The sequence below is a fragment of the Amycolatopsis echigonensis genome, assembly GCF_002846615.1.
GTDB classification, from domain to species: domain Bacteria; phylum Actinomycetota; class Actinomycetes; order Mycobacteriales; family Pseudonocardiaceae; genus Amycolatopsis; species Amycolatopsis echigonensis.
This window is the reverse complement of sequence record NZ_PJMY01000003.1, coordinates 979,343-999,317: the sequence shown is the minus strand read 5'-3', so window position 1 is coordinate 999,317 and position 19,975 is coordinate 979,343. Positions and strand designations below refer to the sequence as shown.

At 70.0% G+C, this 19,975-nt stretch carries 20 protein-coding genes; 18 read left to right on the top strand and 2 right to left on the bottom strand.

The window, feature by feature from the left end:
* Nucleotides 1–112: 112 nt before the first annotated feature.
* Nucleotides 113–418 carry an iron-sulfur cluster biosynthesis protein gene (locus ATK30_RS09195; protein WP_101435218.1) on the top strand — a complete coding sequence of 102 codons (306 nt, stop codon included), beginning with the start codon at nt 113–115 and terminating at the stop codon, nt 416–418.
* Between the two features lie 231 nt (nt 419–649).
* Here the strand turns inward: ATK30_RS09195 and ATK30_RS09190 are convergent, their stop codons facing one another.
* Both ATK30_RS09190 and ATK30_RS09185 read right to left on the bottom strand, forming a co-directional pair.
* Nucleotides 650–1,777, bottom strand: a complete 1,128-nt coding sequence (locus ATK30_RS09190; protein WP_101435217.1) for a glycerate kinase — start codon at nt 1,775–1,777, stop codon at nt 650–652.
* A complete protein-coding gene (locus ATK30_RS09185; RefSeq protein WP_101435216.1) occupies nt 1,774–2,721 on the bottom strand; it encodes a 2-hydroxyacid dehydrogenase in 948 nt (315 codons plus the stop codon). The genes ATK30_RS09190 and ATK30_RS09185 overlap by 4 nt, the downstream gene beginning before the upstream one ends.
* 432 nt (nt 2,722–3,153) lie before the next feature.
* Between ATK30_RS09185 and ATK30_RS09180 the strand changes: the two genes are divergently transcribed.
* The 17 genes from ATK30_RS09180 (at nt 3,154) to ATK30_RS09100 (ending at nt 19,818) form a co-directional block, all read left to right on the top strand.
* The gene (locus ATK30_RS09180; protein WP_101435215.1) at nt 3,154–3,963 is read left to right on the top strand and encodes a CoA transferase subunit A; all 810 of its coding nucleotides are present in this window, start codon (nt 3,154–3,156) and stop codon (nt 3,961–3,963) included.
* On the top strand, nt 3,960–4,715 hold the full coding sequence (locus ATK30_RS09175) for a CoA-transferase subunit beta (protein WP_101435214.1): 756 nt from the start codon (nt 3,960–3,962) through the stop codon (nt 4,713–4,715). The genes ATK30_RS09180 and ATK30_RS09175 overlap by 4 nt, the downstream gene beginning before the upstream one ends.
* On the top strand, nt 4,712–5,893 hold the full coding sequence (locus ATK30_RS09170; RefSeq protein ID WP_101435213.1) for a thiolase family protein: 1,182 nt from the start codon (nt 4,712–4,714) through the stop codon (nt 5,891–5,893). The genes ATK30_RS09175 and ATK30_RS09170 overlap by 4 nt, the downstream gene beginning before the upstream one ends.
* Nucleotides 5,894–5,908: 15 nt before the next feature.
* The gene (gene pcaH, locus ATK30_RS09165) at nt 5,909–6,643 is read left to right on the top strand and encodes a protocatechuate 3,4-dioxygenase subunit beta (protein WP_101435212.1); all 735 of its coding nucleotides are present in this window, start codon (nt 5,909–5,911) and stop codon (nt 6,641–6,643) included.
* Nucleotides 6,640–7,191 (top strand): protocatechuate 3,4-dioxygenase subunit alpha, encoded by a 552-nt coding sequence (pcaG, locus tag ATK30_RS09160; protein ID WP_101435211.1) that lies wholly within the window; start codon nt 6,640–6,642, stop codon nt 7,189–7,191. Before pcaH ends, pcaG begins: the two co-directional genes overlap by 4 nt.
* Before the next feature lie 29 nt (nt 7,192–7,220).
* On the top strand, nt 7,221–8,000 hold the full coding sequence (pcaD, locus tag ATK30_RS09155) for a 3-oxoadipate enol-lactonase (protein WP_101435210.1): 780 nt from the start codon (nt 7,221–7,223) through the stop codon (nt 7,998–8,000).
* Entirely contained in the window at nt 7,997–8,398 is a 402-nt protein-coding gene (gene pcaC, locus ATK30_RS09150; protein ID WP_167441868.1) for a 4-carboxymuconolactone decarboxylase, read from the top strand. The genes pcaD and pcaC overlap by 4 nt, the downstream gene beginning before the upstream one ends.
* 10 nt (nt 8,399–8,408) lie before the next feature.
* Nucleotides 8,409–9,215 carry an IclR family transcriptional regulator domain-containing protein gene (locus ATK30_RS09145; RefSeq protein ID WP_101435209.1) on the top strand — a complete coding sequence of 269 codons (807 nt, stop codon included), beginning with the start codon at nt 8,409–8,411 and terminating at the stop codon, nt 9,213–9,215.
* 9 nt (nt 9,216–9,224) lie between these two features.
* Nucleotides 9,225–9,815, top strand: coding sequence for a nucleotidyltransferase family protein (locus tag ATK30_RS09140; protein WP_101435208.1), 591 nt, complete (start codon nt 9,225–9,227; stop codon nt 9,813–9,815).
* 217 nt (nt 9,816–10,032) lie between these two features.
* A complete protein-coding gene (locus ATK30_RS09135) occupies nt 10,033–10,911 on the top strand; it encodes an AAA family ATPase (RefSeq protein WP_101435207.1) in 879 nt (292 codons plus the stop codon).
* 883 nt (nt 10,912–11,794) lie between these two features.
* A complete protein-coding gene (locus tag ATK30_RS09130; protein WP_101435206.1) occupies nt 11,795–12,046 on the top strand; it encodes a hypothetical protein in 252 nt (83 codons plus the stop codon).
* A gap of 58 nt (nt 12,047–12,104) precedes the next feature.
* A complete protein-coding gene (locus ATK30_RS09125) occupies nt 12,105–13,220 on the top strand; it encodes a vWA domain-containing protein (RefSeq protein ID WP_101440717.1) in 1,116 nt (371 codons plus the stop codon).
* Nucleotides 13,213–14,325 carry an XdhC family protein gene (locus tag ATK30_RS09120; protein WP_101435205.1) on the top strand — a complete coding sequence of 371 codons (1,113 nt, stop codon included), beginning with the start codon at nt 13,213–13,215 and terminating at the stop codon, nt 14,323–14,325. The genes ATK30_RS09125 and ATK30_RS09120 overlap by 8 nt, the downstream gene beginning before the upstream one ends.
* 850 nt (nt 14,326–15,175) lie before the next feature.
* A complete protein-coding gene (locus tag ATK30_RS09115; RefSeq protein ID WP_101435204.1) occupies nt 15,176–15,700 on the top strand; it encodes a (2Fe-2S)-binding protein in 525 nt (174 codons plus the stop codon).
* Complete coding sequence (locus ATK30_RS09110; protein WP_101435203.1) at nt 15,700–18,138, top strand: xanthine dehydrogenase family protein molybdopterin-binding subunit; 2,439 nt, start codon at nt 15,700–15,702, stop codon at nt 18,136–18,138. Before ATK30_RS09115 ends, ATK30_RS09110 begins: the two co-directional genes overlap by 1 nt.
* Nucleotides 18,135–18,989 carry an FAD binding domain-containing protein gene (locus ATK30_RS09105; RefSeq protein WP_101435202.1) on the top strand — a complete coding sequence of 285 codons (855 nt, stop codon included), beginning with the start codon at nt 18,135–18,137 and terminating at the stop codon, nt 18,987–18,989. Before ATK30_RS09110 ends, ATK30_RS09105 begins: the two co-directional genes overlap by 4 nt.
* A 133-nt stretch (nt 18,990–19,122) precedes the next feature.
* A complete protein-coding gene (locus tag ATK30_RS09100; RefSeq protein WP_101435201.1) occupies nt 19,123–19,818 on the top strand; it encodes an SRPBCC family protein in 696 nt (231 codons plus the stop codon).
* The last annotated feature ends 157 nt before the right edge of the window (nt 19,819–19,975 follow it).

Below are 19,975 nucleotides of genomic sequence, written 5' to 3'. Positions count from 1 at the left end.
CGCGGCAATGGCCTCGCGCTCACACTGCGCGACCGTCGTGCCGCCTTTAGCGTGAAAAACCACCCTGCAACCGACCGCGCGCATCCGACTGCGACGAAGGGAAGGCCGAAAGATGCTGACCGTTACCGAAGCCGCCGCCGAGGCGATCACCGCGTTGACCGCTGATCAAGGCAGTGACTCCGACCAGAGCGGCCTGCGCTTCGCGCTGCAGAGCATGGAAGGCGACGGTGCCCAGCTGGCGCTGTCGGTAGCCCCGGCCCCGGAGGACGGCGACCGCATCGTCGGCGCCGACGGCGGGGCGAAGGTCTTCCTCGAGCCGCAAGCAGCGGCGCTGCTCGACGACAAGGTCCTCGACGTTCAGCAGGACGACACCGGCGACGTCGCCTTCGCCGTCCTGCCCCAGCAGCAGTCCGCCTGACGGGCGGCGCAAGCAAGCGCCCGGCCACGGGGTCCGCGCGGCGGCATCCGTCCGCTGATCCCGTGTGCCGTTCGCCGGTGCCGTCGGACGTCTCGGGGCGTCCTGGCCCGGCGAGTTGATTCAGGGCCGATCCCGGGGCGGCGCTGCCGCCCAAGACGCGGGTTGTCCAGATGACGGGGTGGCTGCGTTGTTGTGCAGAGCGCTCCCGCGGTCGATCGCGGGAGCGCTCTGTTACTGAGTGCGCAGCCAGTCCCGCACCAGCACGCAGGCCCGTTCGCGCAGCAGTTCCGCGGCGTGGCTGCGGGCATAGTCCAGCGACGGCGCGTGGTCGATCAGCGCGCTGCTGCCCACGACTCCCAGCCCGGCCAGCGCGTCCGCGTCCAGCTGGATCCGTCCGGCGAGCACCAGCAGCGGGACACCCGTCCGCCCGGCGCGGGCCGCGATGCCTGCCGGGGCCTTGCCGGACAGCGACTGCTCGTCCAGCGAACCCTCACCGGTGATCACCAGGTCCGCGCCGGTCAGCGCGGTATCGACGCCGGTCAAGGCGGCAATCAGGTCGAAGCCGGACTCGACCGTCGCGCCGAGTCCCGCGATCGCTCCCGCCGCGACACCTCCGCCCGCCCCGGCTCCGGGAAGGTCGGAGACGTCGGGCGCGCCAGCCTGTACAAGCGCCTTAGCCCAGTGCGACAGCGCTTCGTCGAGCGCGTGCACGTCCTCCGGACCAGCCCCCTTTTGCGGACCGAACACGGCCGCCGCCCCGTTCTCGCCGAGCAGCGGATTCGTCACGTCTGTCGCGACCGCGACCGGCACGGCGCCCAGCCGTTCCCGCACGGGACCCAGATTTACGCGCGCGACCTGCGCCAGCGACCCGCCGCCCAGACCGACCGGTGCACCGGACGCGTCGACGACCTCCGCACCGAGCGCGGCCAGCATCCCGGCACCGCCGTCGGTGCTCGCGGTGCCGCCGACGGTCAACACGAGCCGCCGCGCTCCGCGAGCGAGGGCGTCGTTCAGCAGCTCGCCGACGCCCCACGTGTGCGCGGCCAGCGCGACTTCCCGGCTCGGCGTCACGAACTCGATCCCGCAGGCCCGCGCCGATTCGACGTAGGCCGTGCCGTCGAGCAGGACGTACCGAGCCTCGACCTGTTCGGCGAGCGGCCCGCGCACCGACAACCGCACCATGGAGCCGCCCGCGTTCTCGAGCACCTCCAGCGTCCCTTCGCCGCCGTCGGCGACGGGGCACGCGGAGATCTCGGCATCCGGCAACGCATCGCGCACGCCGTGCGCGATCGCCTCCGTCACCTCGACCGCGGTCAGGCTTCCCTTGAACTTGTCCGGTGCGATCACGACCCGGGTCATCGGCCCACCTCCGTCAGCGGCTCGGAGCCGGCGAGCACCGAGACGACGTTGCGCGCGGCCAGCACCGCCATCGCCGTACGCGTTTCCACCGTCGCCGATCCGAGGTGCGGCGTCAGCACCACGTCGTCGCGGTTCAGCAGCCGTGGCTCGACGTCCGGCTCCTTCTCGAACACGTCCAGCGCCGCGCCCGCGATCTCGCCGGCTTCGAGCGCGTCGGCCAGAGCCGACTCGTCGACCACCGGACCGCGCGTGGTGTTGACCAGGTACGCGCTCGGCTTCATCGTCCGCAATGCGTCCGCGTCGATGAGGTGTCGGGTCTCGGGAGTCAGCGGACAGTGCAGCGACACGAAGTCGGAACGCCGCAGCAGCTCGTCGAACGACACGAACTCGCCGTCGAAGTCCGGTTTCGCCGACCGTCCGGAGTAGACGACCCGCATCCCGAACGCCGCCGCCCGCGTCGCCACCGCGCGGCCGATCTGCCCGAGCCCGACGATGCCGAGCGTCTTGCCCTGCAGTCCGGACCCGAGCAGGAAGCCGAGGTGGAACGACCACGGCTGCCGTGCGCGCAGCAAACGTTCGCCTTCGCCGAGCCGCCGCGAAACGGCCAGCAGCAATCCGAACGTGAGATCCGCGGTGGCGTCGGTGAGCACGCCTGGCGTGTTGGCGACCACGACCCCGCGCTCGGCCAGTGCACTGACCTCCACGTTGTCGTAGCCCACCGCGACGTTCGCGACGATCTTCAGACCGGGACCCGCCGCGTCCGCGACTGAGCCGTCGATCCGGTCGTGCAGCATCGACACCACCGCGGCCGATCCGGCGACGAACTTCCGCAGTTCCTCGGGCGTGAGCGGCCGGTCCTCCGGCGAGATTTCGACTTCGCCTGCCTCGCCGAGCACCTGCACGGCCTCGTCCGGGATCCAGCGGGTGACAGCGATCTTCGGCATGGCGAGCAGCCTAATGCCGACCGTGCCGCCCGGGCGAGGTTCGCGGCGCGCTCACCGCCGGACACCCGCCTGAGCTGCGACGGAGCGTCCGACCGCGACAGAACGCCGCCGACGGAGGGCAGTGCCCGAATTCCGCATTGCGGTACCACGCAACGAAATCCGGTCTCCCGCCGACCGCGCCGCTCTGTGCCTGCCGCTATACCCGTTCGCCGACTCCTCGCGCACCGTGTTGTCTTATCGCCTCACCTCATTCCTCTCGAAGCCGCGAACCTCGCGGTGTCTTGTGCCGTCTGTCCGGACGTCCGCTTCACCTTTTGGCACTCCCGCGGGCGGCCGGATCGTGTTATGTTCATATGTAGAACTTCTGTGCGCGATGCGAACACGCTAGCACGGAACGCCGGAAGCAGGAAGATCCAGACGGAAGGGCTCGTGATGGCAAGGGTGCTGTCGCTCGGCGAGGCGGTCGCCGAGCTGGTGCACGACGGAGACACCGTCGCTCTCGAGGGCTTCACGCACCTCATTCCCGTGGCGGCCGGGCACGAGATCATCCGTCAGGGCAGGCGGAACCTCACGCTCGTGCGGATGACGCCGGACATCGTTTACGACCAGCTCATCGGAGCGGGCTGTGCGAGCAAGCTGATCTTCTCGTGGGGCGGCAACCCCGGGGTCGGCTCGCTGCACCGGTTCCGCGACGCCGTGCAGCACGCGTGGCCGTCGCCGCTGGAGATCGAGGAACACAGCCATGCGGGCATGGCGAACCGTTATGTCGCAGGTGCTTCCGGGTTGCCGTTCGCGGTGCTGCGCGGGTACACCGGCACCGACCTGCCCGCGCAGACGGACACGATCAAGCCGATCACCTGCCCGTTCACCGGCGAGCAGCTCACCGCGGTGCCCGCGCTGAACCCGGACGTCACGATCGTGCACGCGCAGCGCGCCGACCGGGCGGGCAACGTCCAGCTGTGGGGCATCGCGGGCGTGCAGAAGGAAGCGGTGCTCGCGGCCAAGCGGTCGCTGGTCACCGTCGAAGAGATCGTCGACGAGCTGGAGCCCCGGCCGGGCGCGCTGGTCCTTCCGTCCTGGGCGGTCACCGCGGTGGCCGAGGTGCCGCACGGCGCGGCGCCGTCGTATGCCGCCGGGTACTACGAGCGGGACAACGCGGCGTACCAGGCGTGGGACGAGATCGGACGGGACCGCGAGGAATTCGGCAAGTGGCTGAACGAGCTGACCGGGGTGAAGGCATGAGCGCGTACACCGCCGACGAGATGATGAGCATCGCCGCGGCCCGTGCGCTCGGCGAGGGCATGTCGTGTTTCGTCGGGATCGGGTTGCCCAGCACGGCGGCCAACCTGGCTCGTCGCACGCACGCCCCGAACCTCACACTGATCTACGAATCGGGCTGTCTCGGCGCGAAACCCAGCAGGCTGCCGCTGTCGATCGGCGACGGCGAGCTGGCCGACACCGCCGACGCCGTCGTCAGCGTGCCCGAGGTGTTCAACTACTGGCTGCAGCCCGGCCGGATCGACGTCGGGTTCCTCGGCGCGGCGCAACTCGACAAGTTCGGCAACATCAACACCACCGTCATCGGTTCCGACTACCACGATCCGAAGGTGCGCCTGCCCGGCGCGGGCGGGGCGCCGGAGATCGCCGCGTCCTGCAAGGAAGTGTTCGTCGTGCTGCGGCAGAGCAAGCGGACGTTCGTGGACAAGGTCGACTTCGTGACGTCGTTCGGCCACGGCACCGGGCGCGGCGACCGCGAACGGCTTGGCCTGCGCGGCGCCGGGCCGACGCTCGTGGTCACCGACCTCGGGCTGATGCGGCCCGACCCGGACACCGCGGAGCTCACTCTCACCGAACTGCACCCCGGCGTCGAGCTGGACCAGGTCGTGGAAGCGACGGGGTGGACACTGAAGGCGGCCGCGGACCTCACAACCACACCCGCGCCCACCGAACGCGAATTGACCCTGCTCCGTGAACTGAAGAAGGCCGGCGAATGAGCGACGCTTACGTACTCGACGCGATCCGCACTCCCTTCGGGCGCTACGGCGGCGCTCTCTCCGGAGTGCGTCCTGACGACCTGGCCGCGGGCGTCCTGCGCGCGCTGGCCGAGCGCAACGGGCTCGATCCGTCCACTGTGGACGAGGTGGTGCTCGGTGACGCCAACGGGGCGGGCGAGGACAACCGCAACGTGGCGCGGATGGCCGCGCTCCTCGCCGGCTGGCCGACATCGGTGCCCGGCGCGACGGTGAACCGGTTGTGCGGGTCCGGCGTCGAGGCGACCATGCAGGCGAGCCGGGCGATTCAGGTCGGCGACGCTTCGCTGGTGGTCGCGGGCGGCGTCGAATCGATGAGCCGCTCGCCGCTGGTGATGCCGAAGCCGGACAAGGCTTTCCCGGCCGGCAACCAGACGCTGTACAACACCGCGCTCGGCTGGCGGATGGTCAACCCGGCGATGCCGTCGCAGTGGACCGTCTCCCTCGGCGAGTCCACCGAGCTGCTCGCCGAGCGTTACGGCATCGGTCGCGACGAGCAGGACGCGTTCGCCGCGCGCAGTCACGTGAACGCCGCGCGGGCGTGGGACGAGGGCTTCTACGACGATCACGTGGTTCCGGTCGAAGGCGTCGAACTGGCCCGGGACGAGGGCATCCGGCCGGACTCCTCGCCTGAGAAGCTCGCGAAGCTGAAAACAGTGTTCCGCAAGGAAAATGGCACCGTCACGGCGGGGAACGCGTCGCCGCTGAACGACGGTGCGTCGGCGTTGCTGCTCGGCGACGAGTCCGCGGCCGAACGGCTCGGCAAGACGCCGCTGGCCCGGATCGCCGGCCGCGGCGCCGCGGGGGTCGATCCGGACGTGTTCGGCATCGGCCCGGTGCGCGCGGCGGAGATCGCGCTGGAACGGGCTGGCATCGACTGGAACGACCTCGCCGCGGTGGAACTCAACGAGGCGTTCGCGGCGCAATCGCTGGCCTGCCTGAAAGAGTGGTCGAAGCTCGACCCCGAAATCGTCAATGTCAACGGCGGGGCCATCGCGATCGGGCACCCGCTGGGCGCGTCCGGCGGCCGGATCATCGGCACGCTGGCGCATCACCTCCGCCGCACCGGCGGTCGCTGGGGCCTCGCGGCGATCTGCATCGGCGTCGGCCAGGGGCTCGCTGTCGTGCTCGAGAATCGCTGAGAAAGGGGAGGCATCGTGGCCACACCAACCGACCGGCGCCTGCCGCAGTACCGGCCCGATCCGGACGGCACCCATCCGCCGCTCGACTACGCGCCGTACCGCTCAACGGCGTTGCGGCATCCGAAGCAGCCGCTGGTCCTGCTGCCGCAGATGCTCACCGAGGTCACCGGCCCGCTGCTCGGCCCGGGGCGGCTCGGCGAACTCGACAACGACCTCACCCGCCAGCACGCGGGCGAGCCGCAGGGCCAGCGGATCATCGTCACCGGACGGCTTCTCGACGGAGACGGGCGGCCGATCCGCAACTCGCTCGTCGAGATCTGGCAGGCCAACGCGGGCGGCCGCTACCGGCACACCGGCGACCGCTGGCCGTCCCCGCTCGACCCGAACTTCGACGGGCTCGGCCGCACGCTGACCGACGACGACGGACGCTACGAGTTCACCACCATCAAGCCCGGTGCGTACCCCTGGAAGAACCACGACAACGCCTGGCGTCCGGCGCACATCCACTTCTCGGTGTTCGGTTCGGCGTTCACCCAGCGGCTCGTCACCCAGATGTACTTCCCGGACGACCCGCTGTTCTCCCAGGACCCGATCTTCAACTCCATTCCGGACGAGAAGGCGCGGCAGCGGATGATCTCCCGGTTCGACCTCGACCGCACCGAAGAGGAATGGGCCCTGGCGTTCCAGTTCGACATCGTGGTGCGCGGGCGCGAACAGTCGGTGTTCGAGGACGAGGAGGAGGACGAGTGAGGCTGGAAAGCACGCCCTCGCAGACCGTCGGGCCGTACCTGTCCATCGGGCTGCCCTGGGACGACGGGCCGTTCGTGGTCCCGGAAGGCACTGAAGGCGCGGTGTGGATCCGCGGCGGGGTCTACGACGGATCGGGCAATCCGGTTCCCGACGCGATGATCGAGACGTGGCAGGCGGATCCGGACGGGAGGTTCGACCACCCCGACGACCCGCGCGGCAAGCCCGCCGGTCCGTTCCGCGGATTCGGCCGGTGTCCTACCGACGAGCAAGGCCAGTACCGGATTCTCACGCTGCTGCCCGGAATCGTGCCGGACGCGTCCGGGGCCGCCCAGGCGCGCCACATCGACGTGTCGGTGTTCGCTCGCGGGCTGCTGAACCGGGTCGTCACGCGCATTTACTTCGAGGACCAGGACAACGCCGGCGACGCCGTGCTGGCGAGCGTTCCCGAGGAACGGCGGGATACGTTGCTGGCCAAGAAGGACGGTGCCGGTTACCGGTTCGACGTACGTTTGCAAGGCGAAGGCGAGACGGTGTTCTTCGCGGTCTGACCGGCCGTGTCCATTGTGGAGGTTCAAGCGTGAGCAGTGTCCGGGTGCACCGGGTCGTCGAAGGTCCGGCAGCGGGTCCGGTGGTGGTGTTCTCCAACTCGATCGGCAGCGATCACCGGATGTGGGAGCCGCAAGTCGCGCCGTTGACCGAACGCGGATTCCGCGTGGTCCGCTACGACACGCGCGGCCACGGGTCGTCGCCGGTGCCGCCGGGGCCGTACGACCTGGCCGATCTGGGCGGCGACGTGCTGGGCCTGCTCGATGACCTCGGTGTTGAGCGCGCGCACTTCGTCGGCCTGTCGCTCGGCGGGATGACCGGGATGTGGCTCGGCGCGAACGCCGCGGAGCGGTTGTCGAGCCTCACGCTGTGCTGCACGTCCGCGCTGCTCGGACCGCCCGAGATGTGGGCCGATCGCGCACGCCTCGTACGAGCCGAAGGCACCGGTGCGGTCGCGGAAGCCACCGTCGGACGCTGGGTCACTCCGGGCTACGCGCAGGCGCATCCCGATCAGGCGGCGTACCTGCGCGAGATGGTCGCGTCCCAGCCCGACGAGGGGTACGCCGGGTGCTGCGAGGTGATCGAGCGGATGGATCTCACCGGCGACCTGCCGAAGATCTCCGTTCCGACGCTGGTGATCGCCGGCGCCGACGATCCGTCGACGCCCGCCGAGCCGCACGCGAGGGTCATCGCGGAAGGGATCCCCGGCGCCCGGCTGGAGGTTGTCGCCTCCGCCGCGCACCTGGGCAGCTACGAACAGCCGGGCGAATTCACCCGGCTGATCCTCGAGCGGATCACGGAGGAGCAGTGACCGGAGACCGGTACGAGGCGGGCATGCGGGTGCGCCGCGAGGTGCTCGGCGACGAGCATGTCGACCGGGCGGTCGCGCGGACCACCGAGTTCAGCCAGCCGTTCCAGGAGTACATCACCGAAGCGGCGTGGGGTTCGGTGTGGACGCGCGACGGCCTCGACCGGCGCACCCGCAGCTGCATCACGCTGGCCGCGCTCACCGCGCTGCACTGCCACGACGAGCTGGCGATGCACGTCCGCGCGGCCGTGCGCAACGGGCTCACCGCGGACGAGATCCGCGAGGTCCTGCTGCACACCGGCGTGTACGCGGGCGTCCCCGCGGCGAACACGGCGATCGGGATCGCCCAGCGCGTCCTCGCGGAACTGGGAGAATCCACCGCCCAGCCGCCGGGCGGATAAGGTTCGCCGCATGGACTCCGACGACCAGGCCGAACGCGGGGCGCACCACGTGCAGTCGCTGGAGCGCGGGCTGGCGGTGATCAAGGCGTTCAGCGCCGAGGCCCCGCATCCGACGCTCAGCGACGTCGCGCGCGCCACCGGGCTGACCCGTGCGGCCGCGCGCCGGTTCCTGCTGACGCTCGTGGATCTCGGTTACGTCCGCACCGACGGCAAGTACTTCTCGCTCACCGCGCGCGTGCTGGAACTCGGCTACGCCTATTTGTCCAGCCTCAGCCTGGCCGAGATCGCGCAACCGCACCTGGAGCGGCTGTCGGCGGAGGTGCACGAGTCAAGTTCGGTGTCGGTGCTGGAGATCACCGACATCGTGTACGTCGCTCGCGTCGCGGTGTCGCGGATCATGACGGTGAGCATCAACGTCGGCACGCGGTTCCCGGCGCACGCCACGTCGATGGGACACGTGCTGCTCGCCGACATGAATCAGACCGAACTCAACGCCTACTTCATCGTCGCCAACCTCAACCGGTTGACCTCGCACACGCTCACTGAACGCGCCGCTCTCGAGGCCGAGCTGGCCAAGGTCCGGGAGCAGGGCTGGGCGATGGTCGACCAGGAGCTGGAAGAAGGTCTGCGCTCGGTCGCCGCGCCGATCCGCAACAAGGCGGGGCGCGCGGTCGCCGCGGTGAACATCTCGACGCACGCGAGCCGGACGTCGGTCGAGACCGTCCGGACCCAGTTCGTTCCGCCGTTGCTCGACACCGCGGCTGCCATTTCGGCGGAGCTCGCCGCGGTCGCGCCCGGACGAGCGATCCAGGGCTGAGGAGGGCCGATGCCGGAACCGGTTGCCGGACTGCTCCTCGCCGCCGGGGCGGGACGGCGGTTCGGCGGTCCCAAAGCGCTGGTCGAGTACGACGGGGAGCCGCTGGTCCGGCGGGCGGTCCGGAACCTGGCCGAGGCCGGATGCGCCTCGGTGCGGGTGGTGGTCGGAGCGTCGGCTGAGCAGGTCCGGGAGCTGCTGCCGCCGGACGTGACCGCGGTGCCCGCGGTGCGGTGGCAGGCCGGGATGGGGGAGTCGCTGAAGGCCGGGCTCGAATCGCTCGCGGAGGAGCCGGCGGTGGCGGCGCTCGTGCACCTGGTGGATCTGCCGTGGGTGTCGGCCGAGGCGCTCGCGCGGATCCTCGGGGAGGCCTCCGAGGACGCCGTCGTGCGGGCCGCTTACCAGGGGGTTCCGGGGCATCCGGTGTTGTTCGGGCGGCGTTGGTGGGGCGAGATCGCGGATTCGGCGCGCGGCGACCACGGGGCGCGGGACTGGTTGCGCGGACGGGCGGACGTGCGACTGGTCGAGTGCGGTGACCTCGGGAGCGGCAGCGATGTCGATCGGCCTGGGGACCTGGCCGGGCCTGGTTCGGAGCGGCGATGAGCGGTGCGGTGGTGCGCGGCTCGGTCGGCGAGCGAAATCTGGCTGCGGGCTTGCCGGTCGCCAGGATTGCGGTCACTGAATCCGGGCGAGGTTCCGCCGAGCGAGGACTGGAGTCCGCGACGAACTCGTGGTGAATCGTGGCGCTGAGCGTGCGGTATCCCGTGGCCGAGAGGCGGCGAACGGCGAACTTGGCTGTCTCGGATCTACGATCGGGGGCGTGACAGAGTCCCTCGCCTCGCCCGACGCGCTCGCGGCCGCCCTCGACACCACCGGTTACCTCGCCGACGAGGGGCTGGCCACCGCGGGTTTTCTCGCGACGCAGATGCAGCGTCCGCTCTTCTGCGAAGGCGAGCCGGGCACCGGGAAGACCTCGCTGGCGCTTGCCTTGTCCGAGGCGCTGAAGTGGCCGTTGGTGCGGCTCCAGTGTCACGAGGGCATCGACGCCGCGCAGGCGCTTTACGAATGGGACTTCCCCCGTCAGCTGCTGCACCTGCGGGCCCTCGAAGCGGCCGACGGCGGACGGCTCGACGCGGACACTGCCGAGCGTTCGCTGTACACGGAGCGTTTCCTGCTCGCGCGTCCGCTGCTGCAGGCGCTCACCACGACGCCGTGCGTGCTGTTGGTGGACGAGATCGATCGCGCGGACGACGAGTTCGAGGCGTTCCTTCTGCAGTTGCTGGACGAGTACACCGTCACGATCCCGGAGTACGGCGAGGTGCGTGCGGAGCAGCCGCCGCTGGTCGTGCTGACGTCCAACCGGACCCGCGAGGTGCACGACGCGCTCAAGCGCCGGTGCCTTTACCACTGGCTCGAGCATCCGGACCTGGCTCGGGAAATCAGCATCCTGCGCCGTCGGCTGCCCGGGATCGGCGAGACGCTCGCCCGGCAGATCGCCGACGCGGTGCACCGGCTGCGAGCGATGGACCTGCTCAAGCCGCCGGGCGTCGCCGAATCTCTTGACTGGGCACGGGCTTTGCTCGCGCTCAAGCGTGACGAACTGGACGCCGCGACGGCCGCGCGCACCCTGGGTGCGGTGCTGAAGTACAGCGAGGATCTCGACCGGGTGCGGGCGAAACTGGACACGCTGTTCTCTTGATTTTCCGTCTATTGTGGACGATCGGATAATTCCGTTGCGGCGGTGTGCGGGATCGGGCATGCTTGAACCATCGCTGGAACGACTTCGCCGACTTCACTGATTTTGTTTTTGTGACTGTGACTGTGCCGGAAGGAGGGCTCGTGACCGACTTCGACCGGACTGCCCTCCTGGCTGTCCGCTGAGTTCCGTTCTTTCCTGAAGGTTCCGCGCGCCCGCCTTGCGCTACCGAGGCTGGCCGCTGCGCGCAACCACGGTCCGCGCACGCTGTCCCGGAGGCGGGACGGCGTGCGCGGCCGCCCCTCGTCGACGCGATGGGTTGCGTGGGGTGGGGCCTGGGGAGTTCGGCGCGGCGTGCGGCTGGTGGGCCGAGCGGGGCGGAGCGGCTGGGCCGCTTGATGCGGCGCGCGGGTTGCTTGGGCCAGGCGGGTGCCTCGGCGGCTCGACGCGATGGGGCGTCGGGTGGGCAAGCGGGGCAGTGCCTGGGAGGTTGGAGCCCGGGGAACTGTGATGGTGCTTCTCTAAGGAAGAGCAGTAGTGCGCGGAATCATCGGTACGGCACGGGTGCTTGCGAGCGCTACCGGCTAGGAGTTCCGGTTGCGTGCACGGGCCGAAGTTGCCGGATGGTTCGGATGCGGCGCGGGAGCTTTGCCGATCTTGAGCAGCTCGGGCCGGGCATCGGAAGCGGGAGGTTAGGTGTCGGCCGGGCGGGCAGACACCGGCTGGACAGCGCGGTATGGGCAGGATCGGTTGTGATCGCAAGGCGCGGCGAACTGGAAATGAGATGGCGCGCGCCGGAACATCTGCGGGGCCGGTGCGGTTCACACTGGAATGGCGGTGCGGAGGAACGCTGGCGAGCTGGAGCAGCTCAAGCCGGATCCTTGGCGTGCGCGAGAACCTCGGTCCGGCCAAGGACCTCGGCGCGACCACGAAGGCCCGCGCGACCACGAAGCTTCGCATGACCACGAAGCTCCGCACGACCACGAAGGTCGTGACCACGACGTGCCACACGGCCGCGAAGTTCCGCGAGACCAAAACCCGCCGCGCGCCAAGATCGTTGCTGGCAACCCCCGGCACGTGGTCGAACAGTCGCCCAAGACAGCTGAACCGTCCGTCGGAGCTAGTGAAGGACGCCTGAACCAGGCCGGATCGGCTGTCGGGGCGCGGTTTCCGGTGTTGGGGTCACAATGGGGGACATGAGCACCGAAGTCGCTGACCCGCTTGCTGGCTACGCTGGGTTCGCGGCGGCGTTGCGGGAGGCGGGCGTCGCCTGTGACGCGCGGCGGGTGCAGGCTTACCTGTCCGCGGTGGCCAAGGTCGACGTCGCTCGGCCCACGCAGTTGTACTGGGTCGGGCGGTTGACGCTCTGTTCCGATCCCGACGACCTGCCCCGGTACGAGGAAGCCTTCGCGCGATGGTTCGAGGGGGACGACAGTCCGAAGGCGACGTCGGGGACTCCGGTGCGGAAACGGGCCCGCATCGCGCCGCTGGTCGCGGCTGGTGGCGAGGGGGACAGCACCCAGGAATCCCACGACTCGCTCCGGGTCGCGGCGAGCGACCACGAGGTTCTCCGGCATCGGGATCTCGCCGAGCTCACCAAAGCTGAGCGGGAGCACTTGCGGGAGTTGCTCGCGACACTGCATCCGGTCTTGCCGCGGCGGCGAGCGGCGCGGCGGGCACCTGCGCATCGGGGTGCGCTTGACCCGGCGCGGACTTTGCGGGCGATGCTCGCGTCCGGCGGCGAGCCTGTTCGGCTGGCCCATCATCGCCGGGGGACAAGGGCGCGGAAAGTCGTGTTGCTGATCGACGTTTCCGGTTCGATGAGCCCGTATGCCGACGCGTTGCTGCGGTTCGCGCATGTCGTCGCGCGGGCGGCACCGATGTCGGTCGAGGTATTTACGCTGGGTACTCGGATGACGCGAGTGTCCCGTCAGCTCCGGCAACGCGATCCGGAGCAGGCGATGCTCGCCGCCGGCACCGCGGTGCCCGATTTCGCTGGTGGGACGCGGCTTGGCGAGACGCTCCGGGTCTTTCTCGACCGGTGGGGCCAGCGCGGGTTCGCGCGACGGGCGGTAGTCACCGTGTTCTCCGACGGGTGGGAGCGCGGCGACGTCAGCCTGCTGGCCGAGCAGCTTGGCCGGCTGCGCCGCCTCGCGCACGCCGTATTCTGGGTGAATCCGCACGCAGGGCGCGAGGGTTATGCTCCGGTCCAATCCGGCATCGTGGCCGCCCTGCCGCACATCGACCGGTTGCTGGCCGGGCACAGCCTGGCGACGTTGGAACGACTCCTCGGGGAGATTGCCGATGCGTGACGTACTGGACGACGTGTACCGCCGCTGGCAGGCGGGCGAAACGGTCGGGCTCGGCACGGTGGTGGCCACGTTTTCGTCGGCGCCGCGGGCACCGGGCGCGTCGATGATGGTCGCGCCGGACGGCACGGTCGTAGGGAGTGTGTCCGGCGGCTGCGTCGAGGGCGCGGTGTACGAACTGGCCAACGAGGTCGTCGCCGAGCGGAAGCCGGTTTTGCAGCGGTACGGCGTCAGCGACGACGACGCCTTCGCGGTCGGGCTGACCTGCGGCGGGATCATCGACATCTACGTCGAGCCGGTGGACCGCGAATCGATGCCGGAACTGGAGCGCGTCGTCGAGTCGGTGCGCGGCGGCGAGCCGGTCGCGGTCGTCACGATCGTGGAGCACGAGACACCGGGTTTGGTCGGCGAGCACATGATCGTGTGGCCGGACCGGGTCGAGGGGTCCCTTGGCTCGTCCCGGATGAACGATGCCGTCGCGGACGACGCGCGCGGGCTTCTTGCCGCCGGACGCACCGGGACCCTCCACTACGGACCGGACGGGCAACGTCGCGGCGAGGGTATGGCCGTCTTCGTGAACTCCTTCGAGCCGCCGCCGCGACTGCTTGTGTTCGGAGCGATCGACTTCGCCGCCGCGATGGCACGGATGGGTGCTTATCTCGGATATCAGGTGACGGTGTGCGACGCGCGTCCGGTGTTCGCGACCAGCAGCCGATTCCCGGAGGCGCACGACGTGGTGGTCGACTGGCCGCACCGTTACCTGAAGGCCGAGGCTGAGGCGGGCCGGATCGACGGGCGGACGGCGATCGCGGTCCTCACGCACGATCCGAAGTTCGACGTGCCGCTGCTGGAGGTCGCGCTGCGGCTCGACGTCGGGTACGTCGGCGCGATGGGTTCCCGCAAGACACACGACGACCGGTTCGCGCGGCTGCGCGAGGCGGGGATCACCGAGAGCGAGCTGGAACGCCTGTCGTCGCCGATCGGCCTCGACCTCGGCGCGCGCACGCCGGAAGAGACGGCCGTGTCGATCGCCGCGGAGATCATCGCCCTGCGCTGGAGCGGGACCGGGCAGCGGCTGGCGGCGTTGAGCGGGCGGATCCACAGCTGATCTGCAGGGAGAGCTGAGGCCCGGCCCGGGATTCGGTGCCTGACGGCGCTGGGCCGAGCGGCTGATCGGCTTCGCGGAGCGGATGCGGCGGCTGGTGGCCAGGTGCGGGCTGGGCGGACACGGAGCTGAAGACCTCGCAACTCCGGCCAGGAATCCGCCACCTGAGGGCGGCTGCCCCGGGCAGCGCAGTAGGCGTTGCGAGGATCGAGCGGCCGCTGCCGGGAAGCGCGGCAGCCGTGCGGGTGGCCGGGATGGTGCATTTCGGCTGGTGGTGCGCGAACTGTGTGGAAGCGCTGCTAGGTCGAGGGGAGGCGGAGCTCGAACGGTCGTGCGGGTGGCCGCGAGGGTGCATTCCGGCTGGTGGCGCGCCAACCGTCCGGAAATGCCACCAGTTCGACGGACAGGCGGAGATCAGACAGCCGTACGAGGTGGCCAGAGCGTCGGGGTGTGGCTGCTGGTGCGGAGGGCATCACCTGCCAAGGAGCGCCAGGCCCGGCAGAGCCTCATGCGAACGATGCGGCGAGTCGGCGCGATTCGCCGGGAAACCCCCTTCCCCGCAACGAAACCCGGTGAACCCCCGACCCGAAACCCGGCACCCTCGGGAAGATCCGCCCGCCAGCTCCGACGGAGGAAAAATCACCCGTCCGGCTTCACGCATCTGCGCATCAAAGACCCCAAAAACACCGCATCTGCGGAACGACCCAGCCGACGTGCGACATCAGGACTTGTCCGCGCGCGAAAGGCGTAGCACGCTCCCCTGTGAGGCCGATCACGATCGCGCCTTGGCCGTTCCCGAACCGGCCCGCCGCCTCCGCCGGGGCTGGCGGGCATTTGCACTTGGAGGCCTTTGATGCGCATCACCGTCACTGTCGACGGCACGAAATACACCGATGACGTCGAGCCGCGCACCCTGCTCGTCCACTACTTACGGGAACGCGTCGGGAAGGTGGGCACCGTCGTCGGGTGCGACACCAGCAACTGCGGCGCGTGCACCGTCCATCTCGACGGACACAGCGTGAAATCCTGTTCCGTCCTCGCCGTGCAGGCCGACGGATGCGAGGTCACCACCATCGAGGGGCTGGCCCGCGACGGCCAGCTGCACCCGGTCCAGCAGGCGTTCCACGACAACCACGCGCTGCAGTGCGGGTTCTGCACACCGGGCATGATCATGCAGTCCATCGACCTGCTGGCCGACAACCCGGATCCGGACGAACAAGCGGTCCGCGAGGGGCTCGAGGGCAACCTCTGCCGCTGCACCGGTTACCAGAACATCGTGAAGGCGGTTCGCGACGCCGCGAAGCACATGAGTCCTGGTGCCGGGCCGGATGCCGAGAAGATCGATCAGCCCAACCACGTCGGCGTGGGTGGTGAATGATGACTGCCACGATCGAGCCTGAAGTCGGAAAGTCCCGTCGCCGCAAGGAAGACGAGCGGCTCATCACCGGGCGTACCCGGTGGACGGACAACATCGCGTTGCCCGGCATGCTGCACCTCGCGGTGCTCCGGAGTCCGCTGGCGCACGCGAAGATCGTTTCGATCGACACGTCGGCGGCGAAAGAATCCGCCGGTGTCGTCGCTGTTTACACCGCGGCTGACCTCGATCCCGAGGGGGCGATCGGCATGCCGTGCGCGTGGCCGATCACGCCGGACATGGCTGCCCCACGACGTCCGGTGCTGGCGTCGGATCGGGTGAATTTCGCTGGCGAGGGCGTGGCCGTCGTGGTCGCACGGTCCGCTGCGGAGGCGCACGACGCGCTTGAGGCGATCGAGGTGGAGTACGACGAACTGCCGCCGGTTCTCGACCTGGAAGCCGCGCTCGCCGAAGACGCGCCGCTCGTGCACGAAGAACTCGGCAGCAACAAGAACGCCTTCTGGGCCTTCGACTCGGCTGAAGCAGGCACCGGCGGCAACGTCGAGGAAGCACTGTCCTCTTCGGAGATCGTGCTGAAGCGACGGTTCCGTCAGCAGCGCCTGGTGCCCGCGTTCATGGAGCCGCGCGCGTGCGTGGTCGACCCGACCGGCGCGCAGCTGACCATGTGGTCGGCCACCCAGGTGCCGCACATCCTGCGCGTGATGTCCGCGCTGACGCTCGGCATCCCGGAGCACAAGCTGCGCGTGATCGCCCCGGACGTCGGCGGCGGGTTCGGCGGCAAGATCGGCGTGCTGCCCGAGGAAATGATGACCGTGCTCGTCGCGAACAAGCTCGGCAAGCCGGTGAAGTGGAACGAATCCCGGTCCGAGACGATGCTCGCCGCGCACCACGGCCGCGACCAGATCCAGGACATCACGATCTCGGCGAAGGCCGACGGGACGGTCACCGGGCTCAAGGTCGAACTGCTCGCCAACCTCGGCGCGTACAACGGCCTGGTCGGACCGGGCGTGCCGATCCTCGGCGCGTTCATGTTCAACGCGATCTACAAGATCCCGGCCTACCACTTCGCCTGCACCAACGTCTTCACCACGACCACGCTCACCGACGCCTACCGCGGCGCGGGCCGTCCGGAAGCGACGTTCGCGATCGAGCGGATCATGGACGAGCTGGCCGACGAACTGGGCATGGACCCGGTGGAGCTGCGCGAAAAGAACTGGATCAAGCACGAGGAATTCCCGTTCACCACGGTGTGCGGGCTCACCTACGACTCCGGCAACTACGAGGCCGCGACCGCGAAGGCCAAGGAGCTCTTCGGCTACGACGCGCTGCGCCGCGAGCAGAAGGAACGCCGCGAGGCGAACGATCCGGTGCAGCTCGGCATCGGGGTCTCGACGTTCACCGAAATGTGCGGGCTCGCGCCGTCGCGGGTGCTGGGTTCGCTCGACTACGGCGCCGGCGGCTGGGAATACGCGTCGCTGCGGATGCTGCCGACCGGCAAGGTCGAGGTCACGACGGGTGCGTCCGCGCACGGCCAGGGGCACGAGACGGCGTGGAGCCAGATCGTGGCCGACCAGCTGGGCGTGTCCTTCGAGGACGTCGAGGTGCTGCACGGCGACACGCAGTCCTCGCACAAGGGCCTCGACACTTACGGCTCGCGTTCGCTGGTCGTCGGCGGCATCGCGATCGTCAAGGCCGCGGAGAAGGTGGTCGCGAAGGCGAAGCCGATCGCCGCGCATCTGCTGGAGTGCTCGGAGGACGATCTCGAGTTCTCCGGCGGCAAGTTCACCGTGAAGGGCACGGATTCGTCGACGACGATCCAGGACGTCGCGCTCGCGGTGTTCGCCGCGCACAACCTGCCGGACGGCGTCGAACCGTCGCTCGATTCCGACGCCACCTTCGACCCGGAGAACTTCTCCTTCCCGCACGGCACCCACTTGTGCGCGGCCGAAGTGGACACGGAAACGGGCCGGGTGAAACTGCGGTCGTACGTCTGCGTGGACGACGTCGGCAAGGTGGTCAACCCGCTGATCGTGGAAGGCCAGGTGCACGGCGGGCTCGCACAGGGCATCGCGCAGGCGTTGTTCGAGGAGGCCGTGCACGACGAGAGCGGCACGCTCACCACCGGCACGTTCGCCGACTACCTGCTGCCCTCGGCGGCCGACCTGCCGTCGTTCACCACGGACCGCACGGAAACGCCGTCGACCACGAACCCGCTGGGGGCCAAGGGAGTCGGCGAGGCGGGCACCATCGCCTCGACGCCCGCCGTGGTCAATGCGGTGGTCGACGCGGTGCGCCACTTCGGCGTGAACGACATCGAAATGCCGCTTACCCCGATGCGCGTGTGGAACGCGGTGCGGGGCGGCGCCGCCAACGCCGGCGGACCCGGCGGCGAGGCCGGCGGCGGCCTCGGTTCGATCGACGCCTCCGGAGGTGCCCAGTGATCCCGGCTCCGTTCGACTACGTCGCTCCGTCCACGGTGGACGAAGCCGTGCAGGCGCTCGCCGCGGCGGGCGAGGACGCCAAGGTACTGGCGGGCGGGCAAAGCCTGCTGCCGGTGCTGCGGATGCGCCTCGCCGCGCCGACAACGCTGATCGACCTCGGGAAAATCGCCGAACTGCGCGGGGTGCGCGAGGACGGCGACGCGCTCGTGGTCGGTGCGATGACGACGCATTACGAGGTCCAGCGCGACTCGTTGATCGCCGAGCACGCCGCGCTGGTGAAGGAAGTGACCGACACCGTCGCGGACCCGCAGGTGCGGCACCGCGGCACGTTCGGCGGCGCGATCGCGCACGCGGACCCGGCGGGCGACCTGCTGGCTCCGGTGCTCGCACTGGACGGCGAGCTGGTGCTGGCCGGTCCGGACGGGCGGCGCACGGTGTCCGCGGCGGAGTTCTTCCAGGACTACTTCACCACCGCGCTGGCCCCGGACGAACTGCTCGTCGAGGTGCGGCTGCCCAAGCACACCGGCTGGCGGGCGCACTACGAGAAGTTCAACCGGGTCGCCCAAGCCTGGTCGATGTGCGCGGTGGCGGCCACCGTGCGCACCGAGGGCGGCGTGATCGAGGAAGCCCGGGTGGCGCTCACGAACATGGGCGCGACGCCGGTCCGCGCGACAGCCGTGGAGCAGGCGCTGCTCGGCGCGCAGGCCAACGCGGAGACGATCCGGGCGGCCGCCGCGCACGCGGCCGAGGGCACCAACCCGGTCGCGGACGGCAATTCCGACGTCGAGTACCGCCAGCATCTCGCGCGGGTGCTGACCGGGCGTGCCGTCGCGGCGGCGGTGGGCGCCTGAGCTGACCGCCCGGGAAGGACTCCTTGAGGGAATCTGAGTCCCCCAAGGAGTCCTTCCCGGGCCGCTCCCCGCGAGACGGCCGTAAGGTGGACGGCAACGGCTCGAAGCAGTGTGCAGGAGAGGAGGTCGGCCCGTGCGGCTCGACCACGAATTCACCGTCCCCGCCCCGATCGGGGAGGTCTGGCAGGCCGTCATCGACCCGGAGCGGGTCGCCCCGTGCATGCCGGGCGCCTCGCTCACCAAGGTGGAGGGGGACACCTTCGCGGGCACGGTGAAGGTCAAGCTGGGGCCGATTTCGCTGCTGTACAAGGGAACCGGCGAGTTCCTGGAGAAGGACGAGGCGGCGCGCAAGGTCGTCATCAAGGCGTCCGGCAAGGACGCCCGCGGCGGCGGCACCGCGGCCGCGACGGTCACCCTCACGCTCACCGAGCGCGACGGCGGCACGCACGGCGCGGTCGCCACCGACCTGGCGATCACCGGACGCCCGGCGCAGTTCGGGCGCGGCCTGATCTCCGAGGTGGGCGGCAAGATCCTCGACACCTTCGCGGGGAACCTCGCGGCCTCGCTGAAGACCCCGGCCGAAGAAGCCGCGGCTCCGGCGGAGAAGCCGGAAGAGAAGGCCGAAGAGAAGCCTGCCGAGGAGAAGCCGGCCGCCGACGAAAAGCCGCACCTGCGGAGCGTTCCGGCCGGCGGTTCGACCGGCGAGACCGAGGCGATCGACCTGCTCGACTACGCGGGCCAGTCCGTCGCGAAGCGGCTGGCTCCGGTGGCCGCGGGCGTGGTCGTGCTGCTGATCGTGCTGGCCATCGTGCGAAAGCTGCGTCGCTGACCGGTCCGGTGCCTGCCCGCGTGCTCTACCCAGAGCGTGCCCAGCGGGCAATTCGCGAAGGAGTTTTCGCTCGGTTCGGTTAGTTGCGGAGCCGACCCGCTACCCTGGGCAACTTCCATAGGCCGAATTTCGCGTGGGGGCGCCCGTGACGCAGGCA